This is a genomic window from uncultured Campylobacter sp. (assembly GCF_938045535.1).
GTDB lineage: Bacteria > Campylobacterota > Campylobacteria > Campylobacterales > Campylobacteraceae > Campylobacter_B.
The window spans coordinates 1-13,387 of the sequence record NZ_CALIMQ010000298.1 but is presented as its reverse complement, the minus strand read 5'-3'; the positions used below and the strand labels follow the sequence as shown (position 1 = coordinate 13,387).

Annotated in this window: 12 protein-coding genes and 1 pseudogene; 10 read left to right on the top strand and 3 right to left on the bottom strand. The window is 49.7% G+C overall.

Going from position 1 to position 13,387, the window contains the following annotated elements; translation table 11 throughout:
* From trpS to der, 3 genes and pseudogenes are all read right to left on the bottom strand, one after another.
* Positions 1 to 780, bottom strand: a 780-nt coding sequence (trpS, locus tag Q0095_RS09280) for a tryptophan--tRNA ligase (protein ID WP_297883245.1), incomplete at its 3' end; no start/stop codon positions are given.
* A gap of 487 nt (positions 781 to 1,267) precedes the next feature.
* Positions 1,268 to 1,762 (bottom strand): annotated as a pseudogene (locus tag Q0095_RS09275) (shikimate kinase); the annotation flags it as partial.
* Positions 1,749 to 3,134: a ribosome biogenesis GTPase Der gene (der, locus tag Q0095_RS09270; RefSeq protein ID WP_297883244.1), complete on the bottom strand. Its 1,386-nt coding sequence runs from the start codon at positions 3,132 to 3,134 to the stop codon at positions 1,749 to 1,751. The pseudogene Q0095_RS09275 and the gene der, both read right to left, overlap by 14 nt.
* Positions 3,135 to 3,677: 543 nt before the next feature.
* Here der and Q0095_RS09265 point away from each other — a divergent pair.
* From Q0095_RS09265 to Q0095_RS09220, 10 genes are all read left to right on the top strand, one after another.
* A complete protein-coding gene (locus tag Q0095_RS09265) occupies positions 3,678 to 4,583 on the top strand; it encodes a DMT family transporter (RefSeq protein WP_297883243.1) in 906 nt (301 codons plus the stop codon).
* Positions 4,584 to 4,589: 6 nt separating this feature from the next.
* Complete coding sequence (locus tag Q0095_RS09260) at positions 4,590 to 5,522, top strand: DMT family transporter (RefSeq protein ID WP_297883242.1); 933 nt, start codon at positions 4,590 to 4,592, stop codon at positions 5,520 to 5,522.
* Between the two features lie 162 nt (positions 5,523 to 5,684).
* Entirely contained in the window at positions 5,685 to 6,461 is a 777-nt protein-coding gene (locus Q0095_RS09255; RefSeq protein ID WP_297883241.1) for an acyl-CoA dehydratase activase, read from the top strand.
* The gene (locus tag Q0095_RS09250) at positions 6,458 to 7,567 is read left to right on the top strand and encodes a double-cubane-cluster-containing anaerobic reductase (protein ID WP_297883240.1); all 1,110 of its coding nucleotides are present in this window, start codon (positions 6,458 to 6,460) and stop codon (positions 7,565 to 7,567) included. The genes Q0095_RS09255 and Q0095_RS09250 overlap by 4 nt, the downstream gene beginning before the upstream one ends.
* 71 nt (positions 7,568 to 7,638) lie before the next feature.
* Positions 7,639 to 8,499 carry a substrate-binding domain-containing protein gene (locus tag Q0095_RS09245; protein WP_297883239.1) on the top strand — a complete coding sequence of 287 codons (861 nt, stop codon included), beginning with the start codon at positions 7,639 to 7,641 and terminating at the stop codon, positions 8,497 to 8,499.
* On the top strand, positions 8,492 to 9,268 hold the full coding sequence (locus Q0095_RS09240; RefSeq protein ID WP_297883238.1) for a 4Fe-4S binding protein: 777 nt from the start codon (positions 8,492 to 8,494) through the stop codon (positions 9,266 to 9,268). Before Q0095_RS09245 ends, Q0095_RS09240 begins: the two co-directional genes overlap by 8 nt.
* Entirely contained in the window at positions 9,268 to 10,095 is an 828-nt protein-coding gene (locus Q0095_RS09235; RefSeq protein ID WP_297883247.1) for a radical SAM protein, read from the top strand. The genes Q0095_RS09240 and Q0095_RS09235 overlap by 1 nt, the downstream gene beginning before the upstream one ends.
* A 262-nt stretch (positions 10,096 to 10,357) precedes the next feature.
* The gene (locus Q0095_RS09230) at positions 10,358 to 11,908 is read left to right on the top strand and encodes a flavocytochrome c (protein ID WP_297883237.1); all 1,551 of its coding nucleotides are present in this window, start codon (positions 10,358 to 10,360) and stop codon (positions 11,906 to 11,908) included.
* Positions 11,909 to 12,152: 244 nt separating this feature from the next.
* The gene (locus Q0095_RS09225) at positions 12,153 to 12,593 is read left to right on the top strand and encodes a cytochrome c3 family protein (RefSeq protein WP_297883236.1); all 441 of its coding nucleotides are present in this window, start codon (positions 12,153 to 12,155) and stop codon (positions 12,591 to 12,593) included.
* Positions 12,590 to 13,252, top strand: coding sequence for a NapC/NirT family cytochrome c (locus Q0095_RS09220; protein WP_297883246.1), 663 nt, complete (start codon positions 12,590 to 12,592; stop codon positions 13,250 to 13,252). Before Q0095_RS09225 ends, Q0095_RS09220 begins: the two co-directional genes overlap by 4 nt.
* Positions 13,253 to 13,387 lie beyond the last annotated feature (135 nt).

Here is a 13,387-nt window from a genome sequence, read left to right as displayed (position 1 = left end):
GTGCCCCTCGCCGCCCCGCTCGTAACGAGCCTGTAGCTCCGTCTGCTCCGCTTCGCTTAAAAACAGCTTCGCGATATTATAGACATTGCACCCGTGCCACTGCTTAGGCGCTTCTAGCGGCTCAGAGGTCGTTACGATACTTGAAATTTGCTTCTTTAGCGTCGCGGCATCTGAGAAAATATCGATCGTATTGCCGTAACTCTTGCTCATCTTCGCGCCGTCCGTACCCGGCACGATCGCCACTTCATCGTTTACGCGCGCTTGCGGAATAGTTAAAATTTCGCCGTGGGCGTTGTTAAATTTAAGCGCGATGTCGCGGGCGATCTCGACGTGCTGGATCTGATCCTTGCCCACGGGCACGATCTCCGCGCTGTATAGCAGGATGTCCGCCGCCATCAGCACGGGGTAGCTGAACAGATCGTGTTTGCTCTCAAAGCCCTTTGCGATCTTGTCTTTGTATGCGTGTGCTCGCTCGAGCAGCCCCATCGGCGCATACCCGCTTAAAATCCAGTAAAGCTCCAACACCTCTTTTACGTCGCTTTGCACCCAAAACACCGTCTTTTTCGGATCGATCCCGAGAGACAAAAACGCTGCCGCGGCCTCGTAGGTGGAGTTTTTTAGCTTTGCGCCGTCGCTTACGGACGTGAGCGCATGGTAGTTTGCGATAAACATAAACATCTGCTCTCCCGCGTTTTGCGCATCCACCATCTGCTTGATACTCGCGAAGTAATTGCCCAAATGCAGCTTGCCGCTGGGCTGAAGACCCGTTAAAATTCTCATCGTTGCTCCTTTAAATCAAAATCAGATCGCCGTCCACAAAACCCACGGCGATGTGCTTGCACTTAAAAATTTTAGCGCTAGGCATCTGCTCTCGCAGCTCGCGCAGAGCCTGCACGAGCAGTTTTAAAACCTGCCGCCACGAAAGCTCATTTAAAAATTCAAGCTGCAAGCGTGAATATTCGGGATAAAACTCATCCTCGTCCTCGCACGCCCAGTCGTCGTCATCCGCGTCATAACTGCTCGATCCCGCTAGCTGTAGCGCATAAGGCTCGTAAAGATCGAAGTGCCACGCAATCACCCGCTTTGGAATTTCCTCGCGTTCTAAGCCCTCCAGTAGCTCATGCAGCTTCTGCTTTAGCGCCTCTTTCTTTTTAAGTTTATCGTTTTTACCCTCTTTGCCGTGCGGCTCGGAATTTTTGCCGCCGCCAGAGCACTTCTGCTTAGACATCTTTTTCCCCTTTAAATTTAGCCCATCGCAGGCGGAGCAAATTTCTTTTACGATCTTTTTTACGCTTTTATTTTCGACGTTGATTACGATGTCGGCCTTTTTTTCATACGCCCCGTCTCTTTCGGCATGCAGCGCCGCGGCCTTTTGCAGATCCGCTAACAGCGGGCGCTTTGCAAATTTCTTCTCCGCGTTTTCGCTATTTTTTAAGCGCTCGATGATTCCCTCAAAGCTTGATTTCAGATACACGACGGTGCCGATTTTGTTTAAATTTTTCACGGCGTAAAAGCCGCCGCCGGTGGAGATCACGGCGCAGCGGACGGACTTTTCTAAAAATTTCGCAAGGCTCTCTTCCATCTTTCTAAAGCTCTGCTCGCCCTGCTCTTTAAAAATTTGCCCGATCTTTTTATTGGCGTAGCTTTCAATCATATCGTCGCAATCAAGCGCAAACATCCCGCTTTGCGCAGCCAGCGCCCGCGCTACCGTGCCCTTGCCGACCCCCATAAAGCCGATGAGCACGATGTTACCGCTCTTCATCGCCCTCCCCTTTTTTGCGCGGCAGCAGCACTAGCGGACTTCCCGAAAGAGCAAAGCTCTCTCGCAGCCTGTTCATCAAATAGCGCTTGTAGCTAAAATGTAGCGCTCCGGGGCGGTTCATCACAAGAGCGATCTTCGGCGGCGCAAAGCCGATCTGCGCGGCGTAGTAAATTTTAACCGATTTGCCCCGCTCGCGAGGTATCGGATGGGTTTTGATCGCACCCTCTATGGCTTCATTTATCCTTGCAGTGCCGAGCTTGCGAGTGAAATTTGAATAAACCTCCAAAATGAGCGGGTAAATTTTATGTATCCGCTTCCTGTCCGTCGCGCTGACGCTGATGATCGGTGCGTAGGAAAGGAATTTAAACCTATCGCGCAGATCGCGGCAAAACTCGTCGTAATCGCGCTCGCAAAGATCCCATTTGTTTAAAATTATGATTAGCCCGAGTTCAAATTTAGCCGCAAGTCCCGCGATGCGCTCGTCTAGCTCGTTTAGCGGTTCGCTTGCGTCAAGCACCAAAAGCGCGATGTCGGAGCTTTGTAAAATTTTTTCGGTGCGATTTAGCGCGAAGCGCTCGATGCCCTCGATCTTGCCGCGACGGCGAATGCCCGCGGTATCGATAAACTCAAGCGTACGCCCCCCAAATTCCGTGCTTTCGTTCACCGGATCGATCGTCGTGCCCGCATAATCGCTCACGACCGAGCGCTGCGAGCCAACAAGCGCGTTTAGAAGGCTTGATTTGCCGACGTTTACCCGCCCGATGATGCCCACGCCGATGGTTTTACTAGCGTAAAATTCCTCGTCGCGCCCCTCTTTCGGCTCGCCCTCGTCATTAAAGCCCTCTATAAAATCATCAAAAATTTCATCCTCGTCCTGCTGCGCGGGCGCAGGATCTAAAAAGCCGTAGATCCACTCTTTTAGCTCGTCGATGCCGCTGTTGTGCGAGACGGAGATCGGGAAAAATTTAACGCCGAATTCGTTAAACTCCCAGCTGCGCTCCTCGTCGCGCTTGCCGTCGATCTTATTGACCGCTAGGGCGATGGGCTTGCCAAGCCTTTGCAGCGAGAAAAATATCCGCCGCTCATCATCGCTTGGAAGCAGCTTGCCATCCGTCATAAAGATTATCAAATCCGCGCTCTTGGCTTCGCTTAGCGTCTTAGCTTGCACGCGCGTAAACAGCTCGGAGGTGTCGTCCAGGCCGCCAGAATCGATCACGCGCACGCGGCGATCGAAAATTTCGGCTTCGGCTTTGTTGGTATCGCGCGTAGTGCCCGCAACGTCGCTCGTGATGGCGATGCGAGCGCCCGCTAGGCAGTTAAAAAGGCTCGACTTGCCGACGTTGGGGCGCCCGATGATGATCAAACTTTTCACGTTCGTCCTTGTAGTTTTTGGCACGATTATAACCAAAAATAGATTAAAGCCAAATTCTACGCGCTCGCTCGCGCAAGTCGGACGACAAAATTTTATGAAATTTAGGCGCTAAATTTTATGGAATTTTACCGCAGCTCGCATAGACATCAGCGCGACGGACGCATTCGACGAGATGCGCTTGCGGCTCACATACGCGAGCAGCGGCACTAGCGGGACGCCGCACGGACGCAAGGCATCAAAACGCGCGATCCATCGCCACGGATGACGCAGAACTGGAGCTACGCGTAAATTTATAAAATTTTAAAACCGAAGCCTGTCCGCGAAAGCTAGCAACCGAAACGCGAAACGGGCGCAACCGTGCGAAAGCATAAAAGCCCGCAGCTGCGCAAATTTGGCTGCTTTGCGCATTCAAGCGCCGAAGTGCAAAATCGAGCCGTCGCGTCCAAACGCGCAAAAGCAGGCGGCGCGACGAAATATTAAAACGGCGGAATATTAAAATTTAATCATTATGCGTGTATAATTCCGCAAATTTAAAGGGACGCGATGAAATACAACAACTTCTTGCTGCACCATCTAAGCGTGTATTATATGCTGATGGCGTGCTTTTACAACTCTCTTACGGGCGTTTTTGCCAAGCTTTTGGGCGCGCAAATTTCATCGCTTGAGGTCGTGCTCTTTCGCAATCTGCCCGGACTTTTGATCCTGCTTTATAAAATCAAGGCTCGTCCCCGTACGGCGCGCTTCGCAAACAAAGGCGGTCATCCTTTTACGCTCGCGTTTCGCGGCATTGTCGGGATTTTGGGGCTAATGGTGTTTTTTTATAACATCGCTAACATCAGCCTCGGCGAGGCATTCACCTTTCAAAAAACAGCACCCATTTGGACGGCGATTATCGCGTATTTTACCCTCGGCGAAAAATTCGGCGCGATGGGCTGGTTCTCGGTCTGCCTGGGCTTTGTGGGGATCGTTTTGGTAATTCAGCCGCAGTTTGGCTTGCAGCCGAGCGATATTTTTGGAATTTTAAGCGGATTATTCGCCGCGATGGCGCTTACCTCCGTGCGCGGGCTGCGCAAATACTATAGCTCCGATACTATCATCCTCTCTGCGCTTCTTGCCGGCACGCTAATGCCCGTAGCGCTTATGATCGCGGCGGAATTTATAGACGCGCCCGCGCTGAGCTTTATGCTTTCTAAATTTAAAATTCCAAACGCGCAGGGCTGGCTCTTTGCCGTGCTTCTGGGGCTGCTGGGGCTGTTTTATCAAACCTACGTTACCAAGGCCTACGCCGCGACGCGCAAAGCGGGCATAGTAGCTACGATCAGCTACACAGATATCATCTTTTCGACGCTATTTGGGCTGCTGCTAGGCGACGCCCTGCCCGGTTTCATGGCGCTTGGGGGTATGGCGCTCATCATCGTCGCGGGCACGCTCGTGGCGAACCGAAAGTAGGACGGCGTGAAGCAGAAATTTTACTCCGCGTTTTGGCTGAAACATCTGGGCGTTTATTATATGCTAGTAGCGAGCTTTTATTTTGCGCTAAACGGCGCGCTAGCCAAGGTCATGGCGGAGCGGATGAGTAGCGCCGAGATCGTGTTTTTCCGCAACGTCGTAGGCATCGGCATCGTGCTGTTTTCGCTAAGGCGGGTAAAAAATCTGGGCCCGGGCGGCAAGCCATGGCTACTTGCGTTTCGCGGCTTTATCGGCAGCTGCGGTATCTTAGCGACCTTCTACAATATCGCTCACATCGATCTTGGCACCGCTTTTACCTTCCAAAAGACGGCGCCCATTTTCACCGCGCTATTTTCGGCGTTTTTCTTAGGCGAAAAGCTAAGTTCGCGCGGTTGGTTTGCGATACTGCTCGGCTTTGGCGGAATTTTACTCGTCGTGCGCCCGCACATCGGCATTAGCGTAACCGATGCGGTGGGAATTTTCGGCGGCATGTGCGCGGGGCTTGCATACACGAGCGTGCGCGAGCTTCGCAAACACTACGCCACCAACCTCATCGTGCTGGTTTTCGTTTCATCCGCTACCTTTCTAAGTGCTACGATGATGATAATGGGCTGGGTGCTTGAAGGTAGCGAGGCTAAAATTTTAGGGCTTTTCAGCGGGGCGGATTTGGCGAGACTTGCTTACTTCAACCCGCCAAGCCTTTTTGGCTGGGTGCTCGTGGCGCTTCTGGGCGTCAGCGGTATCTACTTTCAAATTTACATGACGCGCGCCTACGCCGCTTCACGCAAAGCGGGCATCGTCGCCGCGATCAGCTACAGCGACATCCTATTTAGCATGGCACTCGGCATTATGCTAGGCGATCATCTGCCCGGTCCGATCGTGCTAGCAGGCATTGCGGTGGTGATTTTAAGCGGAATTTTAATCGCCCGCGAGCGCTAAATTTAAATCTAAATTTAAAACCAATTCAAATGCGGCGCAAAGCTAAATTTTATCCGCGCCGCAAGCCTACGCTAAATTTCAGCAGTCTAAAAGCTTAAAAAGACTAACATTCAAATCAAAGTTCTACGGCGTAGAAATATTTTTCGACGGATTTAAAATTTTATGCATTTTATCGGTATCGACATCGGCTCTACCTCGTCAAAGGTCGCCGTTATGGACGAACGCGGCGAATTTTGCGAGCTATTTTTGCTGCCAAGCGGCTTTAGCGCGGTCAAGGTCGCGCGCCAGATCAAGCAAGCCTTAGAGCAAAAAGGCTACGCAGAGGGCTTCGTGACGGCTACGGGCTACGGACGCGTCAGCGTGGATTACGCGCAGCTTAGCATGAGCGAGATCCTCTGCCACGGGCTTGGGGCACACTTTTTGTTTGAGAAAGACTGCACCGTCATCGACGTAGGCGGGCAGGACACCAAGGCTATCAAAATAGAAGGTGGCAAGCCTGCGGACTTCATCATGAACGACAAGTGCTCGGCGGGCACGGGCAAATTTTTAGAGATCAGCGCGGGCCGCCTGGGGCTGGAGCTAAGCGAAATTTACAAAACCGCCCGCAAAAATCCCGCGATCAAACTAAGCTCGACCTGCACTGTTTTTGCCGAGAGTGAGATCGTCTCGCTAAGCGCAAACGGCGTAGAAACGAGCGAGATCGCCTACGCCATCGTGGACTCCTCGGCGCACAAGGTCGCCGCTCTCATCAAACGGCTGGAAAATCAAATTTATTTTTTAAGCGGCGGACTTAGCAACGTGCCGCTCTTTAAACGGCTTCTAGGCGAGCATCTGGGGGCTGAAATTTTTACTCACGAAAACGCAATCTACTGCGGCGCGATGGGCGCTTCGCTTATCGGCGCACGCAAAGCAAATGAAATTTCAAAGGAGACGAGATGAAGATGGATTTTGACGCGCTTAAAAAGCGCAACGCAATGGCTCTGCACGATCTAAAAGAGCAAGGCAAACACGTAGTGGGAATGTTTTGCACCTATTCGCCAAAGGAGCTCATTTACGCCGCGGGCGCCGTGCCGGTTGGGCTTTGCGCCTATGACGAGAGCCCGATAGACGCCGCTCACGCGGAGCTTCCGCGCAATCTTTGCCCGCTAATTAAAGCAAGCTACGGCTACGCAGTTACTAAAAAATGCCCCTATATGAACGCCAGCGATCTCGTCATAGGCGAAACGACCTGCGACGGCAAGAAAAAGATGTATGAGCTGCTGACAAAACATAAGGACGTCCACGTGTTGCAGCTGCCGAATATGACCGGTGGCAAGAGCTTGGAGCTTTTTACCGACGAGCTTAGGGAATTTCGTAAAGTTTTAGAGCAAAAATTTGATACGAAAATCACCGATGAAGCGCTGCTCGATGCGGTGCAAATTTACAACGAAGAGCGCAAGGTGATGTTGGAGCTTTTAGAGCTTGGCAAACTAAATCCGATGCCGGTAGCGGGCAGCGAAATTCATCAAATTTCATTTGCGAGCGATTTCATATACGACAAGCAGGAGAAGCTTAAAATGATACGCGCCTACATAGCCGCCGCAAAGGAGATGGCGCCGCCGAAAGCTCGTAAAAAGCGGATCATCATCACCGGCTGTCCAAGCGGGGGCGTGTATGAAAAGGTTATCAAGCAGATAGAGGAGCTGGGCGCGGACGTAGTGGCCTTTGAAAACTGCTCCGGCACCAAAGGCTATCAAAACCAAGTGCAAACGAAGGGCGACCTGGTCGCAAATATCGCCGAACGCTACCTTAAAATCCCCTGTTCGGTGATGTATCAAAACGACGCCAGAGGCGATATTATCAAGGAATTTATCCGCGAATATCAAGCAGACGGTGTCATCGACGTCGTGCTAAGTGGCTGTCACACCTACGCGATCGAGACGAATCGCATCAAAGAGGCAAGCAAAGAAGCGGGAGTAAGCTATATGAGTCTGGAGACTGACTACTCCAAACAGGACGTTGGGCAAATTCGAACGCGCCTAGAAGCGTTTATAGAACTGCTCTAAGCGGGTTGCTCGAAATTTTAAAATGAAGAATTTTCTAAATTTAAAAACAATCCAAAGAAAGGAGAGATTGCATGAAATTTAAAGAGATAGACGAATCTCGTCGCGGCTTTTTAAAAGGAGCTTTGGCAGCGGCAGCCATCGCCGGACCGGAAGCGATGCTTGCTGGCTATACGCCGTTTAAGCCAGGTTCCCTGCAGGTTTGGTCGTGCGGAGGGCTGTCCGAAGCATTTAACGAGCTAAACGCCATTTATGAGTCAAGGACGGGGCATAATATCCAATACACCGGCGCCTTTGCGGGTGCGCTCGGAAAGTCGCTGCTAGCCTTGCAAGGCAAGACGGAGGTTTTCGGCGCTCGCGTTTTGGAGCTCTCTCAAAAACTGCGTAAGGCTGGCCTTAGCCTCCGCTTTAGACCGCTATGTTTTACCGACTACGTTTTAGTAGTGCCGAAGGGAAATCCCGCGGGCATTCGCGATCTGAAGGATCTAGCAGAGCCTGGCGTGCGGGTGATGCTGCCGCTAAGGGCATCGCCTCCGGGTAGCGGGCCGGTAAAGGGAATTTTGAAAAATTCAGGTCTCACGGAGCCCGTTATGAAAAATATGATTGCCAACGGCTCATGCGTCATCCAGATGATGTGCGATCTGGTAGATGGCAAGGGCGATGCGTCCATAATCGAAAAGCGCCTAACGACGCACGATAGGTTTAAAGACAAGATCGAATATATGCCTATCGACGAGAAACTCATCCCGCCAGGGCCGCTTACCTTTACGCTAAATATCATGAAATACGTAAAAGACGAGAAGCTTGCCGACGACTTCGCGGACTTCGTCTGTTCCGTGGAGGGGCAGGAAATTTTCGAGCGACACGGCTTTACCTCCATCCATTCGGCACGTGGGCTTGAACTCATAGAAAGGTTTGGTGTAAAAGATGTTTAGTATAGTAAATATGGCAAAGATGAAAAAAGTCTCTAGGCTAACTAAAATTCGTCGATTGGTGCAGCTGATTTTTATCGGCGCGATCGGGCAATGGGCGTATTACGGGATTTTTAGATGCCCTTTTATCGTGCCTTTCGTAAACTGCCAATCCTGTCCAATCGTTACGTGCTGGGGGCGGATCGCGACCGTGTTTTTCGGCTTTTGGCTGTTTGTACCCGTGCTGGTTATTTTCCTTGGGCGCGCGTTTTGCGGCTGGATTTGCCCGGGCGGATTCGTCAATCAAATGCTCGGCAAATTTGCCGCTTTTAAGCTCAAGCTAAAAAATAACAGAAAGCTACGATATGCGCAGATAGGCATGGTTCTAGCCGTTTTGCTTAGCGCGGGCGTGTATTTTATCTACGGCAACCCTCGAGTTATGATCCCTATCCGCACCAGCGACGAGTATCTAAACGCCGTTATCATGTCCTTTAAATTTTCCGACTGGTACTGGGCGGTTCGCACTGCCGTAGTCGTGGCCCTCATCGCTGCGTCCTTGATCGTCGCAAATTTATGGTGCCGCTTCGCCTGTCCTAGCGGCGGCATAATGGAGCTGCTGCGTAAAATTTCAATATTTCGCGTTTATAAAACGAGCGCCTGCGATAACTGCAACGCCTGTTTGCGCAAATGCGAAATGGGCACGAGACCGGACGAGATGAACTGCACGAACTGCGGCGATTGTATGGATGTTTGCCACGCGGATGCCATCAAATTCGGAAGGAAAAAAGATTGATGAATTTTTTCGCCAAACCCTCCTTCGACAATCACCCCTGCTTTAGCAAAAAAGCGTCCGCCGCCTACGGGCGCGTGCACCTTCCCGTAGCGCCGAATTGCAATATCCAATGCAATTTTTGCAACCGCATCTACGACTGCGCAAACGAAAATCGACCCGGCGTAACGGGGAGGGTGCAAAGCCCGGACGAGGCCGCGCTATACGTGGAAAATCTATTTAAATTTAGACAGGATATCTCGGTCATCGGTATCGCAGGGCCCGGAGATCCTATGTGCGATGCCGACAAGACCCTAGCTACCTTTGAAAAATGCAAAGCCCGCTTCCCTCGCGCCCTACTTTGCCTATCCACAAACGGCCTAGCTCTGCCCGAGCATGTGGACGATATCGTGCGTATCGGCGTGAGCCACGTGACGGTGACCGTTAATGCCGTAACGCCGGGCGTGGGCGGCAAAATTTATGCGTGGGTGCGCTACAAAAACAAAATTTATCGCGGCGAAGAGGGCGCTAAAATTCTTGCGGAGCGCCAAGAGGAAGGGATTCGCAAGCTAAAAGAAGCTCGCATGATCGTAAAGATCAATACGGTCGTAATGCCTGGCGTAAATATGGATCACGTCCCGCAAATCGCGAAAAAGGCCAAAGAGTGGCAGGCCGATATCATGAACTGCATGGCGATGATCCCCGTGCATGGCACCCCTTTTGCAAATATCAAATCGCCCTCAAACGAAGAAATTCGCAGCATGCGAAAGCTAATCGGCGGCTCCATTCACCAAATGACTCACTGCAGCAGATGCCGCGCCGATGCGTGCGGCAAGCTTTGCGAGAAATAAAGACCTGCTTTTGCAGGTCTTTATCCGGCGCAGGATACACACTCTCATAGCGCACAAAATTTTATGTAGAGATTTAAATTTAAAATTTGTCTAAATTTAGAGCTAGTAGGCAACCGATAAGCGGCTTTTTAGCGGCGGCGGTTTTCTAAAATTTAAAGACAATTTTTAAATAATATTATTTTGCTTTTATTTAACTTTTGGTACAATAACTCCAAAATTAGGCATCAAAAAAACCGTATAACGGTAAAATAAAGGAGACATCATGGAAAACGTTTCAAGACGTGATCTGCTCAAAATGAGCCTAGTTGGCGCGGGTGCTTTAGCGCTCGGCTCCGTAAACGCAAATGCTGCGGTTAACGCTAAAGACGTCAAATTTGACGAAGAGTGGGACGTAGTTATCGTTGGTTCCGGTTTTGCAGGACTTGCAGCCGGTATCACTGCAGCCGAAAAGGGCAATAAAGTCCTAATCCTAGAAAAGATGGGACGCGTAGGCGGTAACTCTGTAATTAACGGCGGAATATTTGCCGTTCCAAACAGCGACAAACAAAAAGCAGAAGGCATCAAAGATAGCAACGAGCTATTTATCAAAGACTGCCTAAAAGCCGGCCGCGGCCTAAACCACGTAGATCTAATCGACACCATCGCTACTCGCGCGCAAGATGCATATAAACTAACTCTAAAATGCGGCGCTAAATACATAGATAAAGTTACTCACGCAGGCGGACACAGCGTGCCTAGATCGCTTCAGACCGCTAACGGCTCGGGCTCAGGTATCGTTCAGCCGATGGTAGAATACTTTAAAAACCTACAAGGCTGCGAGCTAAGACAAAGAGCTAAATTTGACGAATTTGTCCTAGGCGAAGATGGCGGCGTAGACGGCGTGATCATCAGAGAGGATTATAAATTTGATCCAAAAAGCCAAAAAGACGACGCCGAAAACACTACCGGAACTAAAAAGACGATAAAAGCCAAAAAAGGCGTAGTGCTAGCCGCAGGCGGATTCTGCCGCGACGTATTTTTTAGACAGGTTCAAGATCCATCTATCTTGCCTACTACGGATAGCACCAACCACCCGGGCGCAACAGCTGGCGCTATGAAAGAGGCGTTTAGGATCGGCGCAACTCCAGTGCAGCTAAGCTGGATACAGTTTGGTCCATGGGCATGCCCTGACGAAAAAGGCTTTGGCGTAGGCTCTATGTTTAACGTAAACGGAAGCTTCCGCTACGGTATCTCAGTTGATCCAAGAACCGGCAAACGCTTTATGAACGAGCTAGCGGACCGCCGTACGCGCTCTCAAGCTATGTTTAAAGTAATCGATGCAAAAGCAGATATCTATCCGATCAACTTCTGCGACTCTGATGGTGTAAAAAATATGGTTATACCTGAGCACTACACTAAACCGCTAGAATCAGGCGTACTAAAGAAATTTGAAACTCTAGACGAACTAGCGGCGGCTTATAAAATCCCTGCCGCAGAGCTAAAAAAGACGGTCGAGAGATATAACAGCTTCGTTAAATCTGGTAAAGACGAGGACTTTGGCAAACCTATGGATAAAACCACTACAAACGGCGTAGATATCTCCAAACCACCTTTCTACGCTATGCGCGGTACGCCAAAACTCCACCACACTATGGGCGGTATCGATATCAATACCAAAGCCCAGGTTATCTCGCTACAAACAGAGATGCCTATTCCTAGACTATTTGCCGCAGGCGAGATCACGGGCGGCGTACACGGAGCAAGCCGCTTAGGTAGCGTCGCGATCGCGGATTGCTTAACGTTTGGTATGATAGCGGGAGAGAATATAGGCTAATTTGCGGCGTCTTTTGAGCGTCTTTGAATGAGTTTGAAAATTTTGTCCTACGATGAACTACGTGTTCTATCTCGGACAAAATTTTCCGCACAACATTCAAATCCATCTCAAAATACTCGCAAATATTATTTCGTATCGCAGGTTAAATTTAAGACTAAATTCGAGAATTCAGCCTGCGATCTTTTTAAATTTAAAGCCGAATTTGCAGTTAAATTTGTAAATTTGACATCCGAAAGGAATTCGCATGAAACACAAAGCGTTTCTCGCCTTGTGCGCATCTATGCTATTATGCTCTTTTGTATTTAGCGCAGAAGCCTTAGGCGCAAAGATAACGTCTTTAGTCGATCTTAACGTCACCGACGAGCTGCGAGCCAAACACCCTTTAAAACCTCACCACGAAAAGCTAAGCTTCACCTGTCTTGATTGTCACGAAGGACAAGGAAACGACGCTAGTAAATTTAAATCCATAGGCGATAAAGGCTGTATATCCTGTCACGGCGACAAGAAAAAGATAGCTAAAAGACTAGAATACATGGATCTGCTAAAAGCAAATCCTCACAATTCGGTTCACGACGGCCCTACGCTATACTGCGACGAGTGCCACAACGAGCATAAAAAATCAACCAATATGTGCACGGAGTGCCACGAACACGAAGTTCCGCAATGGATGGGGGTAACGCCATGAAAATTTCAAAGAAAGTACTAGCGCTTATTATATTAGTAAGCGGCATTATAGGGTTTTTAGTCGTACTGCCCGTGCATTACGCCCTAGAAGAAACTAGCGGAGAGAAGTTTTGCGTAGTATGCCACGAGATGGATCCTATGGTTATAGCTTATAGTAACGACGTCCATAGCGGCAAAGGTAAAAGCGGAGTAAGGGCTAAATGCGTAGACTGCCACATACCTCACGACAACCTAGCCAAATACGTCTTAGTTAAAGCCAAAAACGGATTAATGGAGGGATATATTCATTTCTTCAAAGACCCGGAGGCTATAGACTGGCATAAAAATAGAGAGAAAAGAGAGCACTTCGTATTTGATAACGGTTGCGTTAGCTGCCATACGAATTTGGTGGATAATAAGCTAACCTCAGCACAGGCTCAAAAGATGCACGCTCACTATCAAAGCTTGCTAAATACGGATAAGCAACTAACCTGCGCTAGCTGTCACGCCGAGGTAGGCCACAGCGGACTAAACAACATGCTAAACTACTGGAAGCCTGAATACAAAATCTACGAAAAGAAAGCCGCAATCAAAAAAGAAGAGATAAAGAAGGCATATTTCGGGGAGGATTATGTAGCATCAAAGGTAGAGAACAAAGAGGATAACGTCACCAAAAAGTAGGCTAAAATGAAGAAAATTTTGCTCGTTAGCGACGACGTGGAGATGCAACTAAAGCTCAACGCCGCGCTTTAGCAAGGATCCGGTAAATTTTAAGTCAGTAAAATTTCGCGCGATAACGGGAGTTTATCTCCCGTT